The 23,836-nt window shown below is 34.8% G+C and carries 14 protein-coding genes and 2 pseudogenes; 1 reads left to right on the top strand and 15 read right to left on the bottom strand.

Annotation, left to right across the window (positions count from 1 at the left end; translation table 11 throughout):
• The 7 genes and pseudogenes from J576_RS18585 to J576_RS18560 all read right to left on the bottom strand — a co-directional run.
• Positions 1–164, bottom strand: a pseudogene (locus tag J576_RS18585) (IS3 family transposase); the annotation flags it as partial.
• Positions 165–709: 545 nt separating this feature from the next.
• Positions 710–5,344 (bottom strand): NACHT domain-containing protein, encoded by a 4,635-nt coding sequence (locus tag J576_RS18580; protein ID WP_002049881.1) that lies wholly within the window; start codon positions 5,342–5,344, stop codon positions 710–712.
• Positions 5,345–5,413: 69 nt separating this feature from the next.
• Positions 5,414–10,537 carry an NACHT domain-containing protein gene (locus tag J576_RS18575; RefSeq protein WP_252316520.1) on the bottom strand — a complete coding sequence of 1,708 codons (5,124 nt, stop codon included), beginning with the start codon at positions 10,535–10,537 and terminating at the stop codon, positions 5,414–5,416.
• Positions 10,524–11,546 (bottom strand): ComEC/Rec2 family competence protein, encoded by a 1,023-nt coding sequence (locus J576_RS18570; protein ID WP_002049878.1) that lies wholly within the window; start codon positions 11,544–11,546, stop codon positions 10,524–10,526. The genes J576_RS18575 and J576_RS18570 overlap by 14 nt, the downstream gene beginning before the upstream one ends.
• Before the next feature lie 101 nt (positions 11,547–11,647).
• Positions 11,648–11,767 (bottom strand): annotated as a pseudogene (locus tag J576_RS20510) (GNAT family N-acetyltransferase); the annotation flags it as partial.
• A gap of 81 nt (positions 11,768–11,848) precedes the next feature.
• Positions 11,849–12,058 (bottom strand): hypothetical protein, encoded by a 210-nt coding sequence (locus J576_RS18565; protein ID WP_025467835.1) that lies wholly within the window; start codon positions 12,056–12,058, stop codon positions 11,849–11,851.
• 95 nt (positions 12,059–12,153) lie between these two features.
• Complete coding sequence (locus tag J576_RS18560; protein WP_002049846.1) at positions 12,154–12,702, bottom strand: TetR/AcrR family transcriptional regulator; 549 nt, start codon at positions 12,700–12,702, stop codon at positions 12,154–12,156.
• A 684-nt stretch (positions 12,703–13,386) separates the two neighbouring features.
• Between J576_RS18560 and J576_RS18555 the strand changes: the two genes are divergently transcribed.
• A complete protein-coding gene (locus J576_RS18555) occupies positions 13,387–13,827 on the top strand; it encodes an HD domain-containing protein (RefSeq protein WP_002050017.1) in 441 nt (146 codons plus the stop codon).
• A gap of 35 nt (positions 13,828–13,862) precedes the next feature.
• Here the strand turns inward: J576_RS18555 and J576_RS18550 are convergent, their stop codons facing one another.
• The 8 genes from J576_RS18550 to J576_RS18515 all read right to left on the bottom strand — a co-directional run bounded on the left by J576_RS18550 (position 13,863) and on the right by J576_RS18515 (position 23,400).
• Positions 13,863–14,507: a hypothetical protein gene (locus tag J576_RS18550; protein WP_002050095.1), complete on the bottom strand. Its 645-nt coding sequence runs from the start codon at positions 14,505–14,507 to the stop codon at positions 13,863–13,865.
• Positions 14,508–14,518: 11 nt separating this feature from the next.
• Positions 14,519–15,490 (bottom strand): 5'/3'-nucleotidase SurE, encoded by a 972-nt coding sequence (gene surE, locus J576_RS18545; RefSeq protein WP_079377104.1) that lies wholly within the window; start codon positions 15,488–15,490, stop codon positions 14,519–14,521.
• 232 nt (positions 15,491–15,722) lie between these two features.
• On the bottom strand, positions 15,723–16,886 hold the full coding sequence (locus J576_RS18540) for a hypothetical protein (RefSeq protein ID WP_002052367.1): 1,164 nt from the start codon (positions 16,884–16,886) through the stop codon (positions 15,723–15,725).
• Positions 16,879–18,207 (bottom strand): TolC family protein, encoded by a 1,329-nt coding sequence (locus tag J576_RS18535; RefSeq protein ID WP_002052365.1) that lies wholly within the window; start codon positions 18,205–18,207, stop codon positions 16,879–16,881. Before J576_RS18535 ends, J576_RS18540 begins: the two co-directional genes overlap by 8 nt.
• A complete protein-coding gene (locus tag J576_RS18530) occupies positions 18,204–19,790 on the bottom strand; it encodes a GH3 family acyl-acid amido synthetase (RefSeq protein WP_033855728.1) in 1,587 nt (528 codons plus the stop codon). The genes J576_RS18535 and J576_RS18530 overlap by 4 nt, the downstream gene beginning before the upstream one ends.
• Positions 19,787–20,578, bottom strand: coding sequence for a hypothetical protein (locus J576_RS18525; protein WP_171062657.1), 792 nt, complete (start codon positions 20,576–20,578; stop codon positions 19,787–19,789). Before J576_RS18525 ends, J576_RS18530 begins: the two co-directional genes overlap by 4 nt.
• 187 nt (positions 20,579–20,765) lie before the next feature.
• Entirely contained in the window at positions 20,766–22,313 is a 1,548-nt protein-coding gene (locus tag J576_RS18520) for a DHA2 family efflux MFS transporter permease subunit (protein WP_002052387.1), read from the bottom strand.
• A gap of 25 nt (positions 22,314–22,338) precedes the next feature.
• Complete coding sequence (locus J576_RS18515; RefSeq protein WP_002052379.1) at positions 22,339–23,400, bottom strand: HlyD family secretion protein; 1,062 nt, start codon at positions 23,398–23,400, stop codon at positions 22,339–22,341.
• Positions 23,401–23,836 lie beyond the last annotated feature (436 nt).

Genomic DNA, 23,836 nt, shown 5'->3' with positions numbered 1-23,836 from the left:
TGCGAGGAAGCTGAAATCAGTTGATTTTTCCAGTCGATAATTTGGTTTTGATGAACATCAAATTCAGCACTCAATTCAGCAAGTGTTTTTTCTGCTTTAATCGCAGCAAGTGCTACCTTAGCTTTAAAATCATTTGAATGATTTCTTCTTGGTCTACGTGCCATAAAATACTCCATATATTGATGTTTATAACATCATTTGGGGAGCAAAATATCACTTATAAGTGTTGTTCAAATTTCCTGATCCACCTCTTACTCTATAGTAAAAGTATTCCAAACACCTTAGAACTTATACAAGATGCCAAACATCCTGTGCCTGCTAATATCTAGAAAACTAAAAGTGATTTATTTCAGGAAAATACTTTGAATATAAAAATTAAGTGAGAAATTGGTTATTCTGTAGATACCTTATATCAAACAACCCTGAAACAAGCCTTTTATAATAAATAACTGTACAGTCGGTATTCGGTATTCGGTATTCGGTATTCGGTATTCGGTATTCGGTATTCGGTATTCGGTATTCGGTATTCGGTATTCGGTATTCGGTATTCGGTATTATGAATAAAAATACTCCAATTTAGAAAACACCAGCCTTATTTAGAAATATTATTGAATTTGTACATTTCAACCGTAAACAGATTAAATAGACTATGTACATACTTGGTAGAAAAATTCATAATTAGTTTCAAAATCTTTTCGAACACCAATGTTTATGAATAAATATAGATAGGGTTTGGCAGTTCATTACCTAAAAACTTTTTACTTCTCTCTTTTTGCCATTTGTTACACCGATTATTAATATCTTTTTCAAAACTTTGATAAAATTTATGTAAAATAACATTTTCATTTTCTAAAGACTCTTTCCAACTATAAAATCTTAAATCCACTATCTTTGTAAATAAGATCATATAACACCAAAATTCTTCATTATTTTCTGTAGATACCATTTTTTGAAACCAATATTTAGACCAAATATTTCTTTCATACATATATAAAGATGCTTTGTAAGCTTCACCAATTATCCCACTATAATCTTTAAAATTATCAAAGACCTCTTGAGATAAAGGGTTTTCATCTAAACAACCTGCAACTAAAACTCCTCTAGCAACTTGAAATGGCTCTATACAATTGATTTTCTGATTAATATAATCATAAATAATAGTCTGGTTATTATTTACAATTGCAGCCAACACATGACTATATATTTGTTGATCTGATAGTGCCTTATCTAATAGTTCAAATCGATATGAATCTAAATCGCGATTTTTACTACCCCAAATTGACATTTCTTTTAGTGGGATTTTCTCCTGCCCGATTCTTATATTCATAAAAGAGTCACTATTTTTTATTTTATCCCAAAGTAATTGAGCCTTTTGAGCATCATGCTCAGAATAAGTATAAGCAAGCAGTAAAATAAAGTTATAAAACTTTGCTATAAGAGAACCTGATAAATTAGAGAAAGTATTAAACCATTCATTTTTTAATTCAGGAGCTGAGTTTATTATACTTGCAAACCCTTCCGGTAACATTCCATTCAAAAGAAGATCAGCGCCTTTTGTCTTTAAATATCTTTGATAATTCTTAAATTGCTCATGTTGATTATTTTGTCTTTTCTCAAAATCTTCATCAGATTCCGCAAGTAAATTTAAGTGTTGATTTAATTTAATATTTTCCATTCTTCTATCAATTTCAAATAATGAAATAAGATTTTTATTCCATGGTAAGTTTTTAGAAATTTCTAAATCTGGAAAATCAATTCCAGTATTCATAAGAATTTTAAATATAGAGTCAATAGCAAATGCTATTTTTCGCAATCCTATAGTTGAAAGATATTCACTAGCATTTCCAAAAATATTAAGACTAATATTTGCTACAGCAATATCTTCATCTACTAGGTTGTTTTTTGCAGATAATAACCATAATAATGAGCTATAAAACAACTCATGGTCCTTAATATTTGTAGCGAAACCTGATAAATTAATCTTAATGAAATCATTTAATAAATCTAAATTTTCGTAAATACTTACTGCTCTAAACACCTCTGTTCTTATCAGTGAATTATGATTATTTAAATTCTCCTTTAATACTTTCTTATATTTTTCTGTCAAATCTATTTCATTAGTATTTGCGTAATAAAGTAAATTAAAAAATTGATGTTCTTGTAGTTTTCTATCAAGAATTTGATCAAATTCTTGAAACTTTACAGATTCCATAATTTTAATAAGTTCGATAAAAACGTTGTCCTCTTCATTGAAATTCATTAAAATTTCAATTTGTTGAATTGGCTTAATATATTGCATAATTTGCATAATTGAATATTGTTTTACAAAGTTTTTATCATTTTCAGTCAACCCGTCAAATATTTCTGAATCCTTATTAATTTTACAAAATTCTAATAATTTATCGACATGTTTATTTGTGAATAAAAGATTATATTTATTTATATTTATTATTCCAGAACGTAAAGGATATTTTGTTCGGCATAAAATATTAGTAATTAATTCTCTAATTTTTGATATAACTTCTCGTGGTCTAAAGCGTGCTAGACCAGTTTGAATATCATGTAGGAAAATGCTTTCTTGAGTCTGATGACGATCATTCCAAATTTGATTAATATCAAGCTCTTCACATGCTTTGGCTGTTTTAATAATATTCTTTGGTTCTAGTGAATTAAGATCGCATGGATCTGTAGCACAATATTCTTCTATTCTTCTCCATCCGCCAGAGTAAGCATCAGTTCTAAGCTGCTCAGCAAGCTCTTCTGCAAACTTTGTATCATCCGAGGCGCCAGTAGCATAAAGTATTCTTATATAAGCCCATTGTGCAACATTTGAACTGTCTGAAGAGTTCAAAATTTTTGCTTCATTTAATAAATGTGTCCTTGTATTCTGCCAATCAACAAGGTTGTAACTAATTAAGCTAATAAAATCCGTGTGTGGAGACCTATAACTTGAATTTAAACTACAACTGAAGCTCCATTTTACAAACTCAGTTGTAAAATTGGCTAATGGCTTTCCTGCTAAAATATGGAATGAAGTAATAATTAATGTATCAATATCTTTTGTATTTTCAGTCAATTGGGTCATTAATTTTTTTTCATTTATTGACAATTTTTTTAATTTTTCTGAAATTTCTAACTCATTTTTCTCAATTGCAATTAAACGGTCTTTATCATCTTCTTTTGAAAAATATGAAAGTTTCTTTTCTGGCGATAAAGAATAATAAGTTAGCCATTTTTTAATTTTTTCTTCAATGTATGGCCAAGATGATGAGGTATAAGGAATACAGGTAATTGAGGTTTTAACCCAATTGAAATTTGGTTGATTTCCTCCCTCTAGGCATAATTCTTCCAAAATATTGATAAAATCATAAATTTTCTTTTCAACGATTGTAGCAAAATAACCAAGGTGTGCTTCATTAGTGTTTTGCAGAGAAACAAAACATGAAACTAATGCAGAAAGAACCTCTTTAGAATAATAATTAGATTCAAAAATCAATATTGTAAGACTAGAGAGAATAATATCTGAAGTTTTATCTAATGCATTTATCGGTTCAATAACTTTAGCTAAACCATCATCGAGATTTTTTTCATTTCGCTTCATTCTATTTAACTGTAGAACGATTTCTAATCCTAATGAAAAACTTAAACCTTCATCTCTTAATTTATATGAATTAAGATCATCTTCGACGACTTCAAAAAAACGACCTTCAGCAACAGCATTTAGATTTCCTTTAAAGTAATTCAAGTCATCTCTTTCATCATTGACTAGTCTATTTATAATTTTCTGTGCATGATCTTGAAGACTTAGTAAAAATTCAGAATATGATATATTTTCATAATTCTCTGATTCCATTTGTCTAATGTGTTCTAATAATATTCTATTGATGTCCAATTCATCAATTTTCTGAATTTTTTGTTTTTCAAATAAACTTAGAGAAATATTTAATAATCTTGGATTCAATAAAGAATGCGCTACACAATTTGTAATTAAACTAGGGTTAATTCCCTTTGAGATTAAAATTTCATTTCTTTCTTCTTCAGTCCAATCTGTTATTGTTACTGTTCCATAATCATCTATAATTTTTCTTTTGACTTTTTCATTAAAAAAGATGGTTCTTGATGTAACTAAAATTTTTACTTTATCTTCTTCAAATAAATGTGAAATTTTATTAATAATAATAGACCAATCTATATTAGGTTTTTGGTTTATCCCATCAATAGTTAGTAAGAGATTTATTTTATTTTCATCTGAATGATTTCCCCACTGTTTGAATCTATCTAACCATTTTTTAAAGGAAATTTCGCTTTCTTTATCATTTGTTTGTTCAATAATCTTTTTGATTAAAAATAATTCCAAGTCATTATTACTAAATTGAATAAAATCTTGAGCAGTCAGAAAAATATGTAAGGGTCTATCTTCTAGAGATAGCCAAGTTTGTGCGGCAACCCATGACTTACCTACACCTTCTTTTCCTAAAATAAAAATGATATTCTTTTCATATAAACCATTATGAACATTAGCAATTAAAGTTGTTCTAGGTAACAATTTAGTCAAATTTGGATCATTTGGAGCTAAAGGTTGACCAAAACTGTGTTTTGCAGCTCTATTGTGGGAGAAAGAATTTAATAACCATTCTTGGTTCATTTGTAATAGAAGTCTTATTTCAGCTAGTTCTATATCTTTTTTCTTATGAAACACATAACATTCAAAAAAATTATTGATTAAATCGAAGTTTAGTTTTTCAAGATTCTCTGCACCAAAATCATTATGGCTTTCATTATGAATAATGAGTGCTTTTGCAATTTGTTGAGAGCTATTTTGATGATAAGTGAAAACAACCGAACCTGAGATTCCTTTAAAATTATCTTTTTTCTCCACTAAATTAGGACTTGAATTTGAATGGCGATAGTAAATCATAGATCCGAAATGTTTAGGTTTATCTAGATCCAAATTAACCCAATCATTATCCTTTTCGTTAAAACCTCTTGCAGTATAAGAGTCGGTATAAATTTCCTCATTAATGATTAGTTTATCATCAGCCTTTTCATTTACCTCAATAATTGTAAGGTCTTTATTTTTATCATAAAATACTTTAATAATACTTAGTTTATCTTGGGTTTTCTCCTTGAATAAATGGATCTTTTCTACAGTGAATTCTTTGGGACAGATTCTACAACAGTCATCTACTTTATTTTTATACGGTTCACACATGGCTTTTTGATCACAAATGCTATGTTTAGATGTGATAACGAATGTTTTTTTCTCATCAGAAGATAAAAAAAGATACCCTGTAGATTTTGCTTCTTCAGGGCTTATAACTTTAATTAAGTTCTCATTATTCATAGTATATGCAATTAGATAAGTGTTTTAAATAAAAATTAGAAGCTGTATAAACTTCTGCATCTATATAGCTCAGGAGCTCTTCACATTTTGAAAAAATTTGCTTTGCTGAAGTGCTGCACTTCCGCGATCACCATGATCTACTAACCAATCAATAATTTTTAAGAATTTTCGTCGCAACTCTATTGGCATAGATTGTTCCTTGTCTATAAAAATTTGGATAAGGCTAGATATCCTTTGATATACTTGCTCATTCCAATTCAATTGCTCATCTAATAATATTAGTTCTAAGATTTGGTCAGCATAAATATTTGATGGATAATTTTGAATTGATCGTTCACACAATTTTAAGAACAATTGAATAATATATTCGATCCAACCTCCTGTTCGGACATACTTATCAACTAAAGGTAAGATTATATCAATTTCAGACCAATCACCATTCACAAACCTACTGGCTAATGGTGCATTTTGATCTATTGATACAAACATAAGTGATTTAGCTATCTTAGGTAGATAAAATCCAAAGAGTTCTCCAGCTCTATAACTATTTTTATCGAAGCTTTTAGCATTTAAAACCCGATTTAGGCATAACTCTAAAATTTCCAATGCATTTACTGGTATATATTGGGCATCATAAATATAACGACAAATATAATCTTCAATGAATGGGTAAAGCAATTCCCAACAAACATCTGTTTTAAGATTAAGAATTGGCATAAGAAATTGTGATTTAATTTCTTCTGTAGGAAATATTCCAACAACTCTTGCTAAAGCGCTGGATATGCTACAATTCCATTCATAAATAATATCTTTGTCATTAAACCTCTGATTCTCTTCGAGCCAAGAAGGTTCTTGTTTTTCTATAGTCCATTCTAAGCAACTTTCTAAAAAATCCAGAATATAGGTTTGAGTGGTATTATAAAGTAATTTTTCAGGCAGTAATTTAACAATTTTTCCTGAAAACTCATTGTCCCAATTATTTGTTTCTATCCATCTTGATCCATTTTTATTATCTTTTCTCCAAGGGGCATCTGGTATAGGTAATGAACACCAGTCATCTTCAGATTTAAAATAGTTGTTTAGATGTTCATTTACTTGTTTTAACTCCTGTTGTGCTTCTGGATATTCATCTAATCGATAGATTCGATATTTTAAATAATCTTTACATAGAGCAAATGCAAAATAAATTGCAGACCAAGTCAATTTAGGTTGTATATCTAATAATTTAAGGCATTCTTTTAAGGCCACTATTGAAATTTCATGAGATGGGCTCGCTACAATATTTAAAAGATTACTCAAAGTTGAATTATTTATAGTGCCATGAATAATTTCACTCACTAAAGCCTGTGCTAGAAATTTCTTTGGATGAGAAACAAGGGATGCTTGTGGACAATCTATCTCATAAGAACTGTATGGTAACTGTACTACTTGGCTTAAAATATCACGAGCTAATTCTAGATCACCTTCATTACGATCTACTCTAAAGACTAAGATCATGCTAGCTAATGCACTAAAAGCACTTTGTTTCATTCTTTTATATGTAGAAGAATCGTCATAAATATCACAAGCATCGTGAAATAAATCCATTTCTTCTAAATCTTTGTATAACTCAATAACTGAATCTAAAGTGTAATTATTTTGAATTTCCTGAGCTTCTAATGATTTTTCAGCCCAATAAGCAATTTGAGAGTACATTAAAAAATTAATTTGTTCTTTATATTCTTTAGAGTTACTTGGTTCTTGATAGTAAGGATGATTAAAGACAAAGCTAATTTGATTTTCGAGTTCTTGATAAAAATAATTCTTAATATTACCGTATTCAGCATAATAATCAGCTCTCTGTTCTAAAGAATTAACTATTGTTTCATTCACCTTCTCATGGTCGAAATTAAAGGCAAGATCAGCTTTGAAATTAGATAACTTATCTTTTGTTAGTTCACGAAATTCAAGGCTGATAAAGTAATTTCGTAGTAAAAACTCTAAACTTGATTTATGTCCCTCTCTACTATAGTTGTGTCTGACAGCGTTAATATCTTTTTGATATTTTGATTCACCTTGAAGAGAAATTAAAGTTGTACTAGGTTCCTGTAAGTCTTGCTGGAAACGATACTTATCTAACTCTAAAATTTTAAAATTAGTGACAACTGGAAATATAGAATTAGAAACAACTTGCTTATTTAGGGCTAAAACACTTACTACACCAAGAATTGCTACTGATTCATGCCCTAAAGTAATTTTTTGAATGAGTTCATCAAAATCTCGCCCTTGCTCTAGTTGTTCAAAGCACCAATTTTCTAACACCATATAGGCCGATGAAATCGCATTATTTATCCAAACAGGTTTTTTCCAGATATATTGCTTTTCATTTCCCCAAAATTCTTGCACTCCCCAAGGAAATTCAATAATAGTTGGTATAGGTACTTGTTCAGAAATTTCACATAGTTGTTTCCATGATTCAATAGCATGATTAGACAAATCACGTATAATCTGAAATCCCGTTTCTTCGGAATAAGTCAATAATGAAAAAAACGGTTCCTTTAAAGGTGAGCTAGGATAAAAGTGTCTAGACTCATATTTAATTGATAAATTTTCCCAATCACGACTCTGAATCTGTTGATATGGTGCTTGATGAAAAAATAAAGCACGACGATCAATCTTTAATTGTTCTTCTTTGGTTCTTTCTTCTTCAGGTTTAGCTAATAACTCCTGAAAATATTGATGGTTTTTTTGTTGTTTCCTTTCCTCACGTTCTATATATTCTTTAGGTAGTTCATCTAATAAAAATTTTAACGTAAGATCAGCAAGTAATTGTGGATAATGTTGTGAAATAACAGAGGAAGCACCTACTATATGTGTATAAATTTCTCTAGATACTTCATTTTCCAACAGTAAAAAATTTAAATATCTTTTCGTATAAGTTGGATTTGATTGTATTGAAACCAAAATTAGATTAATTAGACTAAACTTAAAATCTTTTAAGTTAACTATTTGGCCCCAATCCTTAATTCTCTCTTTTTGAGAAATTTCTAAAAGCCAGTCGATTGATACATCCAAAATCATTTTAGACATTTGATTTGAAGGTACATGAATACCTACATATTGCCAAACCTCAAAAATTTTTAAAATTTGTGGATATAATCGATGTGGAGTATTTGGTATTAATTTAAAAACATATTCTAAAAGTGTTCGCCATAAGAATGCATCAGATGGCCAGGGATGTTGAATCGCTAATTGTAATTTATCAGGCTGTTGCAAGAATATTGGATTTGCCTTGGTTTTCTCTGCTTGAAACCATGTTAATAACTTATTAAAAAGATCGAAATCCTTTTTCCGCAAAGTTTGTGTATATCCACTACTCAACTCAATGAACTTAGAATGTCCTATTGGTCCAATTACCCATGCTCTTAACCATTGTGATCTTAGCTCTTTAAATTTTGGGTTTTCTAAATGACTAATCCACTGATCATCAATAAATTCTCGTTGAGCAAGCAGTTCTACAACCCTACTTATATAAGGAGGTTGTCCAAAGCTTTCTATTTTATTTAGCCATTCTTCTTGTTCTTCAAGCAGAACATAAAGTAGCGACCATTCAAAAAATATGTCATGTGTAAAATCAACGGTAGAACTTTTAGAATTTACATGAATGATTCCATCAACAACCAAGCTATCTAAAGCATCGATAGGCTGAATCTCTCTACGTTTGACACTATTGCTAAGATTTTGAGATTTAAGTTCGGCAAGCCTTTTTAAAAAATCTTGTCGATTGTAAGTAGATTGACCAGTTTCATCGAATCCACCTCGTTCCCACCAGGCATGAATTAGTTCTAATTCTGACTCAGGTTCAAAATCATTGGCTTTTAAGTTAGTTAAGACTTTCGTAAAAAATGGACGTCTAATAATCTCTTTGACTTTATTATCACTGAATAAAAGCTTCTGAATACTTGGGATTTGTTGAGCTAATGCTAGACATTCATCATCATTTAAAAGTTCAACGTTGACAGTTTGGATAATAGTATTCTTTAAAAGAGCACCAATCCATATTTTTAACGGTTCAAGCCCAGTGTCTCTTAAAGTTGTAACAATTTTCCAGTTGTCTAAATCAGGTGCATTGATAATTGTACGAATTAAATCTTCAATAATGGGTTTACTGTTTTCGCTTACTCGGTCTATACCATCAATAAATACAATAGGCACCCCTCCAACAGCTTCTAAACTTATTAGCCATTCTGAAATTGAGAAACTCGGTAATCCAACTCTAGATAGATATTCTAACCAATTATTACTTCCAGCAAGTTGATCTGATTTAATAAATAAAAATGGTAAGCCATTAGCTTTTGACTCTGTGATTTGTCTGAGGAGAACTGATTTACCTGTACCTGACAAACCTGTAATTTGGATAAATCTGCCTGTGTTTAATTTTTCTTCAAATTCATTATGTAATGCAGGTCTAGTTAATTCAAAATCCTCAATTGTTTTAAGTACTTGGTCTAAGCTCTGTTGACTAATTTCTTTGATCATCTGAACTTCTGGAATATAAAGCCTTTGATCAAACACTTTGCATTCAAAAAAATTATTGATTTCAGTGAAATTTAGTGTATCGAGACTTTCAGCTCCAAAATCGTTATGACTTTCATTATGGATGATCAGTGCCTTTGCTGTCGGGTACTTTTCATGATGTGTAAAAACTACTGAACCTGAAATTCCCTGAAAGTTTCTCTCTTTTTCTATCAGGTTCGGGGTTGGATTTGAATGTGAATTATAAAATATAAGCGTATCAATGCTTCTAGGAGTATCCAATATTAAGTTGGTCACCCCTGATTCTAAGCTATTAAATCCAGAAGCTACATAGAGATCGCTACAGCTTTTTTCATTAATTATTAGTTTATTGGTAGCAGTTTCATTAACCTGTACAATTACTAAATCTTTTGTTTTCTCATAATAGATTTTTTCTATTTGAAGAGTAGCCTTATCATTGTTTTTTAATAATTTAATATCTTTTATATCAAATTCTTTAGGACAGGCTCTGCAACATCTATCCACTTTTCTCTGGTATAAGTCACAGCTTTTTTTTTGGTCACAAATGCTATGTTTAGATGTAATAACAAAAGACTTCTCATCATCAAATGACTTAAAAAAATATCCACTGGAGTTATCTGTCAGTGTGTGAACTTGTATTAGATTATTTGTATTCATAGTAAAGTGTATTCACGCCATTAGTCGGATATGATTCGTTAATACTAAAACCTAGTTTTTTAAAATCATTAATTTTTTCCAATAGACTAGGATTATCTGAGCTTAAATGAATAGTTGGGGTGTTATCTAAACTTAGTATTCTAGCTAATGTCATATTATTAGGGTGATAATGCTTTTCATTGTTTGCACACAATATATAGTCAGTCTTTCCCCAAAGACTTAATGATTCAATATTTGTATTTCGTTCACTTCCATGATGAGATATTTTTACCACATTGAATTGATGATTATTAAAACCTAAAATATTCAACCCTTCAATCACATCTTCAGCATGAGCATCGCCTAAAAAAAGTCCAGAGAAAGATCCGCATTGAATGACTAATCCTATACTTGATTTATTAGTAATAGATGGGTCTTTTACGAAAACATCTTGACCAGATTGAATTTTTTGTAAAGCCTCCTCAGGCTTTATTTCTTCAGTCTTCGAACTTGAGATCTGTTTTTGCCTTCTCTTTTTTTCTTCTCTTTCTTTTTGAACATTGGCATCATTTAGCATGCATTCTAGAGCTTCAGCCGTTGGCGTTAGCGCAGTTAACGTAATATCATTAATTATTAATGGACCAGAATCTCTTGTTAAACATAGAGTTTCAATTCCTCGTTCTGCCAATAATCTTTGCTTAAGAGCATTATCTTGGTTATATGAAATTTGTTTTTGTGAATTTTTTATAATATCAGGGATATCTTGAAGACTATTAAAAAGAATCGCTTCTAACTTAACACCTTCATCAATTAATGATTCGAACCCGCCAATGTGATCATCATCATTATGGGTCACTATTGCTAAATCAATCTTTTGCTCTGAACCGATAAGATTTTTTAAATTATTATGAACATTTCTTCGAGTAAGAAATGGTTTGAGAGGCCCACAGTCAATTAATATTTTCGTATGCTCAAAATCCAGTAGAATACAATCACCATGAGCAGCATCTATTACATGAATCTTTAACATTTAATATTTCTATAAAAAAATAATGATTTATATTTATTCTATAGATTTTAAAAGTGAATGTAACTATTTTTTCATTGTGGCCAATGAACTTAGTAATAATCTTGTACTAATTTATGGTTGACCTCACACCAATAACTTAAAGGGGCTAGTAAACCTATTGAAGCTGCCTTATTTATGGAATCCTTTAACAATAGCGATAAGCCTTCTTCATAATCACCAATTCATTTAACCTAAACTAATTTCCTTACACGGATGGTGTTGAAGTATCCGTGTAAGCTAAATTAATATTTTGACTTTCAATCTTATTCTATAATTCTTGCTTGAAATACTATTAATATTTCTCTTTTTATATCATTGAAACTTCTAACCGATGGATGGCATAAATGCTCACCTTTTTTACAATCTGGAGATAATGGCAATATATGGTAACCACTATCAGACTCATAAACCTCAAAAGATACTAAATTCTGCGTAATAGTATCAACCGCATCAAGGGTATACAGCAAAGACATAAAAGTTAATCCAAAATTTTAAGTGTACTAAAAGTTATATGGCTTTATTTTATATGAAAAAATATCTAAAAGCTGCTCTACAACTTAAATCTTAATTACCCCATCCCCCTCAAAAACACCTCCAAAACTCTCTCATCAACTTCATCTGAGCTTAAACGCTGAATAACGGCGCCTTCGATCATATATAAAAATAATTTGGCATCGGTAAAAGAAGCATCGGAGTTAAGTGCTCTAAGCTGGCTATATATTTCGTTGGTAAGCCATGTTCTATATCTCACGGCGGTTGTATAGGCGTTTGGATAGTTATTTTTCGTTTCAAAAATGGCTTTAAATAACAGGTAATACAGCCCATCTATGTCTGCGTGTAAGTTATAGAGCTTTTTGAGTTTATCGGCTGCGCTTGTGTCGTGGTCGTATTCGAGCATAGTGACTACTTTTTCTTGGAGTCGTTCTTTTTGCACAATCAAGCAGATTTCAATAAAGCGTTCTTTAGATTGAAAGTAGTTATAAAACGTCATTTTTGGTATTTCAGACTCTTTCACAAGCCTGTCGACGCCCACGATATGAAACCCGTTGTAATGGAACAGCTCAATTGATTTATTTACGACTTTTAATGCACGTGTTGGGAGAACTAAATTTGGCATATTTTTACCGTTATAAATTAAATTTTTGTTGTATATAAATGAGATATAAAAGCCTTCCACTTTTTCTAAAGGTGAAAAAAAGGCATAGCAAAGCCATAAAGACTGTGCCTAGCACATCTCAAGTTTTAGTTGTTGATGAAAGTTTTAAGTAATAACGAGCTAAAGCCTGAAAAAGCCTTACGGCGATCAAGCTGCGTTAAATGTTTTAAGCTGTGTTGTTATAGCTTTTGGCAAGCGTTGCCAAGAAATGATGGATGCGCAAAGCCAACTCCTTATATATGGAGTTCTGCCAGAGCATAAGATTTATGGTGGCAGAACGAAAGAATAAACGGTCTGCTAAAACCGACTGGCAATGTAGGCCAGCCCGCAAATGGTAATCTCCAATATTTGAAGTGTCAATGTGAAATTGGCTAGAAAATATTTAAATAATTATTATTTTTCATTTAATTACATAATTAAGGATATTCTTAAGTAATATTTACAATCTGCTTCTATATCATTAAGTTAAATTTTAAAGTTGAAAAAATCTAAGGTCGGGTTTTGTTCTTATTAAGCAAGAATGAATAAACAAAAATGAGTAATTACTCTTATGCCTAACTTAAGTATTCAGTATAAAATTATGATTTAAACCACCAATCTCACCCATTAGGCTGCGTTATATCTTTAAAGTAATAAGAGCAAAAAATGACTCAAAATAAAGTTGAATTAGCAGAGAAATTGTCAAAAGAGTCTCATCAAGGCCAAAAGTATGGTTCTCATGATTACTTTGATTACCATATTAAAGGTGTGGTCAATTCATTAATCGAGCATCAATTTTCAGAGGTCTATATTATTACCGCCCTTCTCCACGATAGCGTTGAAGACACACCTCTGACCCTAGACAAAATCGAAAGCTTATTTGGAAAAGAAGTCCGTGATGCAGTAGATGCATTAACTAAACGTGAAGATGAAACACGCGAAGAATATTTAATTCGTTGTGGTTTGAACCCGATCGCTCGAGTCGTAAAACTTCATGATGCAGCCTTTAATGCGCATAATTCACATAAAGAAAATAATCAGTCACGTGTAGATTATTACCTTCAAACCATGTTAACTGTTTCAACGGCGCAAGATAGGTTGGAATAAAAGACAACGAAATGAATCCGTTGTCTTTTTTACTTTTAAGATTGTGCAAATGCCCAAATGTCTTTTGATGCAACCGTGTCAGATATAAGTCTAAAACTCATAGGCTCTAAGTCTTCATCTACCACAACATAACCTTTCGAGTTATTTTTTAATGCATCACACTTATTATCGGTAAGTTGATAATTTGCGGTATTGGCTAATGCACTTTCAGTAATCACACCCGTAAACACACAATTCGGATCTTTCGAGACAATTTTACCTTGTGCATTCACCTCGGCATTTACCGTCGTTCCATCTGGAAACGATAAATCGTAGGTGCCGACCAATTGATTAAGCAAAAGTTTTTGATCAGCAATTTTTTCATAATGTGCTAATTCAACTGTCATCGCTTGATTAGATTGGTTGCTTCGCCAAGCTTTGGCTTTTGCGTCATAGCTCATCACAATTTTGGCACGGTTTTCGTCATCATCTAAAACCAATAATTTAGTCCCATCTGCGCCAGAATAGTATTTACCCGCTATAGGTAACTCTTCTTCAGTTTCGGTACTAATAATATAAGTGCCGACGTCTAAACTCGGTGCTAGTGCAGGTTTTTCAGTCGAGACTTGGTCATCATGATCATTGTCATTACAAGCCGCCAATCCAAGCCCAAGGAGTAAAACCAACAAACAACGTTTCATGGTCTTTCTCCTTACTTGTTAAATAAGCTTTTTAAACGGATTTTAAGCCATTCTTGACCTGCTGGTCGTTGGTCATAAGCAACTTGCATGGCAGTCACAGCAATTTTGCTTTGCATTACAGCACTTTCATCCGACATTTGAGCGGCAGTTGGCGCCGATGGTGCCGCGTCTATTCCTAAACCAAATTGGTTGTTGCCTTTACTATCTTTGGTCACTTGGAACTTCAATTTATATAAGTCATACGTCCCAATTTTTGAAAATGCAAACGGCGTGCTCGTTGTTAAATTTTTAGGGAAATTCACATTGAGGGTAATGCCTTTTGGCAACAACTGGCCCTTGCCTGCCTTAGCTTGTAATTCTTTTAATAACACTACGGTTTGCTTTGCCACAATCGCAGAGTTAGGGTTATTTAAAGTTTTGTCATCTACCGTGTTGGTATCGGCGCTTAATGCAATAGATGGAATGCCACGGCCTGCTGAAAACTGTACATTGCCAATCGTGCCAGAGTGCACAACGACTTTTCCGACATTTTGGCCTTCATTTGGGCCAGATAAAACTAAGTCTGGTGCTTTACCCCAATGCTTTGGCGCAACCACGTCTAGTCCATAAACGGTTGCCATGACTGGCGTACCATGCGTGTAATTCCAGTCGCCATTGGTATAGCCCGCTTTGGTAAAGGTTCCAGCCGCAGGTGCGCCAATCGGTGCTGCACCATTGTGACAACCGTTTTCAGCCGTAATTTGCTTATCATTATCTGCGTTAATCGTTGTTGAGCTGTACATGACAATTGCACCACCACGACCACTTTGTGGTGAACAAGGTACAGACACAAGCACGTTATGACCATTTGCTTTTAATTCATCATAGAGTGCTTTGATATTGCTGGTTAGACCGTCATCATTAACCAATAAAATATTTAATGCAAAAGCTTGAGTCGTACACAAAGACAGAATAAGGCCGCCCAATAAACTTTTTTTCATCACTTAACTACCATGTTCTTAAATTTTGATTTGTATAGTAGTTGCCCTATATGTAGGTTTAGTGACTAAGCACTCGTAAAAATCCAAATATTTTTCCATTAAAAATTAAATAATTATATTATAAGTTCTTGCTATATTTATTTTTATCAACTAATTATCAGCCTCATTGTTCATGTTAAAAATGACAAAACCCACTTTCGTGGGCTTCATTCAAAGTATCACCTCAGGCTTTAAATTAAATACGCCCAACCTCTAAATATGGAATCAGGTTTTTATCAAAATTTGGACGTGGGTCGCCTTCAAAACTAATAAAGCCATGCATACCCGTTAAACGCTCACCTTTATAAAACTGGTTTAACTGATAACGCGGGTCTTTATGGGAAAGCGTAAAGCTCACCACGCCAATACCCTGCTGTTTTGACTTATTATAGGCATCTTCGAGCATTTTATGATGCAAAGCCAAATCTTCGGGATGGCACATAAGCGTATGCAATACATGATACTGAATAGAGTCGCCAAGTTTAGGCAAACGCATGCCTTTGGTCATTGGCCTCAAAAAGTTATAAATGGGTCTAAGCACAGCTATGGCCGAGCTATAATTTAGAATTTTGGTTTGTTTAATACTATGCTGATCCCATAGTCCAAACATACCCACCAGTTTTTCGCCCTTAAAGTAAAGTGAAAAGTCTGAGAGTTTTATTCCTGAAAAATACTGATGACCTTGAGCAAGTTCTTCAAAGTCATAGGCAGGTATAAAGTTATAGTGTTCTGCCATGTCGCGAATAAACTGATTCATGGCTTCCACATGTTTAGCTTCGGCTATACAACTCTGAATCTCTTGAACATTACTCTGTCTAGAAGTCTGCTTGAGAAAAGCCGTGATTTTTCGTTTTGCACCTGTACTCGTCAGGCTCAGTGTCTCTATAAGTCCTTCATCATAATAATCGGGCATTCCCGTTTTACCCGTTTGTATAGCGGCGCGTGCGGCATGGTTATCATCAAAAATAATCATTTGACTAAAGTTGGGTGCATGCATGGTCTGTTTTACATGCTTGGCTAATACCTTCACCAGTGATTTACCCCGATAACTATGATCTACCCGTAAGTCTCCAGCGTATCGTAAGTTTTGTATGTTTCGGTCGACATAACAAGGACGATAGCCATTGCTATAACAAGCGAGTTTCTTTTGGCTTTCGGTATCTTCAATCACCACATGCAGTTTATGCCGATAGACAATGTCAGACGCTCTAAAATAACTCGGTTCACGCTGAAAGCTAATTTGTATGCCTTTAGTGGTCATCGGCACAGCTATTAACTCTCGTAAAGCCTGATCATCTGCCAAAGTCGCTTCACGGGTAATGAGGGTATTTTCTGCCAGTGGTGTATTTGTTTTATTCATTATTCACCTGTTGTGCGGTCTGTGTAGGAACCAAACTATTTAAACGTCCCATTTGGTCGAGTAGTTGATAGACAAACACTACTTCGTCTTGGTCATTTACGGTTTTTTGAGTTTGTGCATCGAGTAGCTTCTGTTCGGTATTGAGCAAATCAAAAGTGGTTTTGGTGCCAACATCAAACTCTTTACGTGTATAGACAAAGGCAATAGACGCTGCCTCTATGGCATTTGCAAGTGCATCTTTATTTTGTCGGATGGTTTGAAGCTGCGCATAAGTGGTACGGGTACGTTTATTTAAGTCCAGTTCAAGGCTTCGTATTTTCTGATGAGCCAAATCGATATCGGCCTGCGCTTTTTTAACATTGGCGCGATTTAAACCATCGTCATAGAGCGGTACATTGAGCTGTAATCCGACCATATAGTTATTACTTTCAGAACCAATATAACTCGCTTCATCTTGCTTTCCGGCACGGCTGGTCAGCATAACCGTTGGCCAAAGCTCCCGTTTAGTTAAGGCATATTGTTTCTCTGCGGCTTGCTTTTCATATTTAGCCCGCATTAACGCCGGATGGTTTTTGGTTTGCGCCAAAATCTCATCTAGTTCATTCGGTATAGCCGGTAGTTGTTTTATTGCAACAAGGTTGTCTGGTGTTGTACCTGTCACTTGGTAAAACTGTGCTTCACTTACAGTCAGGTTAGACTGCGCCTGTGTAATATCGGCTTGGCCTTGGGCGACTTGCGCCAAAACCTGAGCCAAGTCTGCACGGGTAATCATACCCACGTCAAAACGGCGCTTTGACTCATATAAAGACCGTTGCAGGTTCGCCATGGTCTTTTGTCTAAGTTCTAAAATGGCTTTCTTTTTTAATACGTCGGTATAGACCATCACGGTATTTAAAATAGTTTCCGACCGTTGATCTGACAAACCTTGGTGTTGGGCAGAAAGCTGACTTTCGGCAATATCTACACCCAAGCGATGCCGCCCAGAGGTATAAATCGGATAATCTGCCTGTAACTGCAAACTTCGTCCTTTACGGTTTCCTTCAGTTGGAAACATGACTTTTGGCGGTGTATCTATTCTTTCATAGTCAAGTTGACCGACTAAATTGACTTTGAGTCCATCGCGCTGTTTGGCCTGTTCAAGCATAGCGGTAGATTGGTTCACGCTTAAACGGCTGACTTCAAGCTGACTTTCATGTTTTAAACTGGCAGACAACGCCTCGTCTAAAGTCATAGCATGTGTATTCGACACAACTAACACGCCTAAATACAAGGCGTGTCGAAGTGTTAAAAAACGAGTATTAAAGTGCTTCATCCCTTTCATAGTTGTTCCAAACTATTGAGGGTGACTTTCTTAAGTGGCTCAGGTTTGATATTGCCTTCGATAATGCCATCAAACATGACCAGTTTTTTGTAGGCATTCCAGCCATTATTGGCTTGGCGAATTTGAGGCTGGTCGAGCTGCCCCAAGTTTCGTGCAAGTTCATAGTGGAAGTTTTGACGTAAGATACTGTCGATATATTCATTGTTAATGCTGTGATGAATTTCACCTTCAAAAAGCACGCAATAAAATGGTTTCACTTGTTGTTGGGTATCAATCGCCAGTAAGGAAATCGCTTTCGATTCCGTTTCATTTAATTGAGACAACAACTGTTGGGCGGTTTCAGGTGCTAACTTTTCACCGACCAGATCTACCCCAAAACGGCGGCCTTGGAACTCAAAACACGGAATTTGCTCTATAAAGCCAGTCACTTTTAAGCAATCATCCAGACAGTAACGCAGTAAGCCATTACCCGAAGTAATCAGTGGGCTGACCACGTCACCTTGTTTAAGTTGCCATGAAGGAACGATTTGACCTTGTTTTTCACCTTCTAAATATTCAAATTCATAGAAGTGGCTTTGGTATGCGAGTGGATATTGGTCGTTATAGGGAATGGTCACTACACCTTCGGTCGCCCATAAGCCTTTACCTTCAAACTGAACACTGGGTAATTTCTCTTTTAATTTTTCGGCCCAAGCTTTTGAACCTGCGGTATCCCAACTCGACACCAGACTTAACTTTGGCCAGAGCTTTTTAAAGTCAATCTGTTCGCCGTTTGAACTTGCAATTAAGGCTTGAGCACTTTCAGGGCTATGCGGTGCAGTGACTTCTTTTAATGAAGCCTGACGGTTGCCCCATTTACCACTTTGTAAAACTTCAACCACATCTTTTTGCAGTGACTCCAAACGCTCAAGCAATTGCAGCGCAAACGTTGGGCTCCACACCGAAATCATGGCTAAGTTCCGGTTTGCGACCAAATAACAAATGGTGGCAAACAGTGCATCGTCCGCGTTGGCTGCAAAGGCAACGTTACTTGGAACAGCTTGGGTGAACTTAGACAATATACGTTTACCTACGCCAAGTAGCGCACTGTCATCATTTAAGTTTTTGTCTTTTAAAACTTCACGCTGACTTTCTGGCAACCATGACACCGACCAGTAATGTGTACCCGAACTAAGCCCTGGGCATTTACGGTATAAACTTGCCATCCACGGCGCAATTGCATGGTCAAGTTCATCTAAAAACAGCTTGGTGTATGGAATAAACTTGATTTGTTCACTCGAACCACTGGTCGGCTGGAAACGAACCAGCTTGCTGCTAGATAGTGAAAGCTTTTGTTCACGGTAACGCTGAATGTCTTCTCGCCATGCGCTATAGCGAGTCGCAGGAAAGGCTTTTACAAACTGCTCATAGTTTTGAACTTTTTTATCTTTGGCAAAAGTCGAGGTCTGTAAAATCGAATGCAAAATTTGACGTTGCGTGGTCTCTAAAGCATTAAACTGCTTTTGAAAATTACGGTCAGATGCATCACACCATTTTTTTAAAATAAGATGCGAGCCAAGCGTTAGCCATTCATTAGTTTTCATTGGATGGCCTCTCTACGTTTTGTTTTATGAGTTATACGCGCTGCTTCACATTTACCTTTACTGGTCGGCTTCGTCATGAGCTTCACAGGAAAACGGGCTATATCTTTCCAACCAAGACGGCCAATACACGGCAGTTCTGTACCGGCTTTCCAAGTTGGATTTTTCTGTTCAAAGAAATGAATATTTGGGTTCTTTTCTCTCATTTCTGCAGTAATCGGTGCGACTTCGCCTTTTAGTGGCTGATAGTCATCACCAAAGTTAAGCAAGCCTGCTTCACGGTCATAATATTCACCAAAGAATTTTTCACAGTAGTGCTCAACCACTTCCGAAAGATGTTGGTTTTCATCTTTAATGTTTGGGTAATACACATAGTAATTATTGGCTAGTAAGAGATAGGTCTTATAGCCTTTAGAAATAAGGAGCCAATAAAGTTCGTTAAAAGGATATTTGATTCGGAGCTTAATCATGAGTTTAAGCATAGTGCTTTGTAAACTACGCGTGCCCCAGAAATTCTTCAAAATAACCGTATCACCGCTAAAGAGTACGGTGTAGTCTTTACCGTTTAAATAAAAGTGCTGCACAACAACCGTCGAGAAACCGACTATTTCGTCTGTTTCAGAGTCAAAAATTAAAATCGCACCGCTTTTATTTTCAAAATCATCTACAAAAATAGAAAATCTGGTATTTTCATAATACTGTTCGTAAATGGAATACATCACTTTTAGTCGATCAGTATCAATTTGCTCTTTTTCAAAATATTGCCCATAAGTTGCATTTTTCAGGTTCAATTTTGAAATCAGTTTATATGTTGTATTAATCATAATACTTTAATCTCCCACATTCAGATCTGTGAGTTCCACTCGCTCGTACGGCAATATTAGAAACTCGTATAAGTGTTCTTTTTCTATGAAGGGATACGTTTTGATATGCCCTATTGTTTTCATTCTTTAAAAGCTGCCCTCTACTGCTAAAACCTTACATATTCATTTTCTTCCCCCTATCCATAAAGATGGTTAAAAAGGCGGTCACAAACATGATGATTGCGAGCATGCGTAATAAATCGTTGAAACTCGATGTTAATGCTTGAAAGTGAATGTCGCGGTAAATCACACTGAGCGCGATTTGCTGAGCATTTGCGCCGACTTCCTGATATTGCGCCGTAAGCTGGTCGAGTCGTTCTGTAAATATCCAGTTTTGCGGTGTCATCGACTGATTAATTTGAGTGACGTGCATGGCTGTTAGCCAGTCTAACGATGAGTTAATGAGCGCCAGTCCAACCGCGCCGCCAATATTCCGCATGAGGTTATAAATACCGCTCGCATCGGCTACTTTACTCAGTGGCAAGGTGCTCATCGCCAAATGTGACACCACAATCAGGCAAATCATAAGACCAATACCGCGGTAAATTTGCGGCCAAAACATAAAGTCATAATCGCTATGAATGCTGAGGTGCGAATTGAGCCATACACCAAAACCAGCCAGAACCATTCCAACAAATACGGTTTTGCGGGTATCGAAGTTAGGAATAAGCCACGCAAGAAACGGTGCAAAGCAGAACATGACAATGCCTGTCACCATCATGACGTGACCAATCTGGCTACTATTCATTTCACGGACTTGCCCAAGAAACACAGGAATCATGTAACCCAAGCCATACAGCGCCATGCCAATCACAAACGTTGTAATAGCACTCAAAGTAAAGTTTTTATTTTTAAATACCGATAAATCGAGCAAAGGCTTAGGCTGGGTAAAACTTCTAGAGAAGAAAATCATGCCGCCTATTAGGCAGATCATAAAAGCAATACGAACGCCTGTGTCGGCAAGCCAGTCATGTCGTGCGCCTTCATCGAGGAAATATTCAAGCCCACCCAAAAACATCGCCATACCCACCAGACTGAGCCAGTCCATGCTTTTGATGAGTGAATAATTGGCACGGTCGATATTTGGACCTGAGTAAATGACTGTGGCAATGATAATGCCCGGAATAATATTAATCAGGAACATCCAGTGCCATGAGAAATTATTGGTAAGCCAACCACCAATGGTTGGGCCAATCGCTGGACCTAAAGTACTGATCATGCCAAACATGACCAAAGGCAATGAGCGTTTTGCTTCTGGGAAAAGCAAGTACAACGCTGTCATGGAAGTCGGAATCATGCCGCCACCCATAAAGCCTTGAATGCCACGGAACACCAGTAAACTTTCTAAGTTCCATGACAAAGCACAAAGTAAAGAACTCACCGTAAACCCAATTGCACACATGGTGTAATACACCCGTGTTGAAAGCACCCGCGAGACAATACTCGACATTGGAATTGCAATAATTTCGGCAATTAAATAAACCGTTTGTACCCAAGTGACTTCATAACGACTTGCACTCATACCAGCTTGAACTTCGTTTAGAGAACTCGCCACAATCTGAATATCAAGAATCGCCATGAAGTTGCCAAAAATCATGGCAGCAAAAATTGCCCATGCAGTTTTTGCAGGAAACCTCCACTCGGCTTCAACATGCTTATTCATTTTCTTATTACCTAAAATTTTTTTATTAAGTTCTTAGGTCAACGGTGGCACTCACCGACATTCCAGGTTTAATCAAATCAATATGTGGGCTTGAATCTATGGCAATACGTACAGGAATACGCTGTACAACCTTGTTAAAGTTACCCGTTGCATTGTCTGGTGGCATGAGTGAAAAAGTTGCGCCAGAAGCTGGTGAAAAGCTCTCAATTTTTCCGGTATAGGTGAGGCTCGGATAGGCATCAAGTTTTAACTTCACTTTTTGACCGATGTGCATTTTTTCAATTTGGGTTTCTTTGAAATTCGCTTGTACATACAAACTATTTTCAGGAATGATTGCCATTAAACGTGTTTGTGGAGAAACGCGTGAACCTTTTTGAATTGCAAGGCTACCGATCTTACCCGAAACAGGACTGACCACTTTTGAAGAAGCTAAATCGACCTGATACAGGTTTAAATTTGCATTGGCACTTTGAATATCTGCTAAAAGCTGCGCTCGACTCGCTTGTAAGCTCCCCAACTGAGCCTCTGCTGCATTTACGGCGGCTTGCGCTTTGCTGAGCTGTGCTTGAGCTGTTAAATATTGAGACTGGATCCCTTCAAAATTTTGTCGGGTAATCACGCCATCTTTTAATAAATCTTGATAGCGCTCATATTCTTTTTTCAAACGAGATAGGTCGGCTTGTGCTGCCACTACACCACTATTTGCTTCAGTAATTGACGACTTGGCAGACTTTTCATTTTGTTGTTGTACGCCCAGTGCGGCTTCTTTTAAGCTGACCACAGAACGGGCTTGGTCATAACGAGCTTGATAGTCACGATGGTCTAATACAGCTAAAGTTTCCCCTTTTTTTACCACCTGATTATCGTTAAGTAATAACTCCATCACTTCGCCTGAAATTTTTGGCATGACCCAAGTCACATCGGCTTGCACATAAGCATTATCAGTAGATTGATAGAATCGATATACCAAAAAATAATATACGATACCGGCAACTAAAAATAACAGCAGGACACTAAAAACACCCCAAGTTATTTTCTTTCGACTTTGGAAATTAGTATCAGTTTCTAGCTGAGCTACGTTATCCATATTCATTCCGCTTATTTGTAATATTCAATTTTTTATTTAAGCCAATAAAATTATTGGTTTCTTTTTTACGTAACTTTTCACTTGGTTTTATTCAATGAATCGTGACAGCGTAAAATTTGGTGCAAATTATGGTTCTGAAGTTAATTAAATATCATTGACTTCTTTGCCATATATTTTTTCTATTTATGTCAATAAAGCATATTATATAAACTATGTTTAAAAATTATGTAATTCGAACTAGTGTAGATTTCTCGTAATTAATCCATCTAAAAATTCAATACAAGCTATTGTTAATAAACACTTTAATTTTTATTTAAGTTTCAATAAAACTCCTTTAATAAAAGCAATATATTGCAGAAATATTAAGAATAAATTTTATTGTGTAATATTTAAGTATTATTAATTAAAATAATATGTAATTTAAAAATGAGTTAAC

The organism is Acinetobacter sp. 766875, from assembly GCF_000582055.1.
Lineage (GTDB): Bacteria > Pseudomonadota > Gammaproteobacteria > Pseudomonadales > Moraxellaceae > Acinetobacter > Acinetobacter nosocomialis.
This window is presented reverse-complemented; position numbering and strand designations above follow the sequence as displayed.

Excerpts from the sequence above, each read along its gene's own strand:
- J576_RS18580 (WP_002049881.1), bottom strand. The coding sequence starts at position 5,344 with ATGAATAATGAGAACTTAATTAAAGTTATAAGCCCTGAAGAAGCAAAA.
- J576_RS18575 (WP_252316520.1), bottom strand. The coding sequence starts at position 10,537 with ATGAATACAAATAATCTAATACAAGTTCACACACTGACAGATAACTCC.
- J576_RS18570 (WP_002049878.1), bottom strand. The coding sequence starts at position 11,546 with ATGTTAAAGATTCATGTAATAGATGCTGCTCATGGTGATTGTATTCTA.
- J576_RS18565 (WP_025467835.1), bottom strand. The coding sequence starts at position 12,058 with ATGTCTTTGCTGTATACCCTTGATGCGGTTGATACTATTACGCAGAAT.
- J576_RS18560 (WP_002049846.1), bottom strand. The coding sequence starts at position 12,702 with ATGCCAAATTTAGTTCTCCCAACACGTGCATTAAAAGTCGTAAATAAA.
- J576_RS18555 (WP_002050017.1), top strand. The coding sequence starts at position 13,387 with ATGACTCAAAATAAAGTTGAATTAGCAGAGAAATTGTCAAAAGAGTCT.
- J576_RS18550 (WP_002050095.1), bottom strand. The coding sequence starts at position 14,507 with ATGAAACGTTGTTTGTTGGTTTTACTCCTTGGGCTTGGATTGGCGGCT.
- J576_RS18540 (WP_002052367.1), bottom strand. The coding sequence starts at position 16,886 with ATGAATAAAACAAATACACCACTGGCAGAAAATACCCTCATTACCCGT.
- J576_RS18535 (WP_002052365.1), bottom strand. The coding sequence starts at position 18,207 with ATGAAAGGGATGAAGCACTTTAATACTCGTTTTTTAACACTTCGACAC.
- J576_RS18530 (WP_033855728.1), bottom strand. The coding sequence starts at position 19,790 with ATGAAAACTAATGAATGGCTAACGCTTGGCTCGCATCTTATTTTAAAA.
- J576_RS18520 (WP_002052387.1), bottom strand. The coding sequence starts at position 22,313 with ATGAATAAGCATGTTGAAGCCGAGTGGAGGTTTCCTGCAAAAACTGCA.
- J576_RS18515 (WP_002052379.1), bottom strand. The coding sequence starts at position 23,400 with ATGGATAACGTAGCTCAGCTAGAAACTGATACTAATTTCCAAAGTCGA.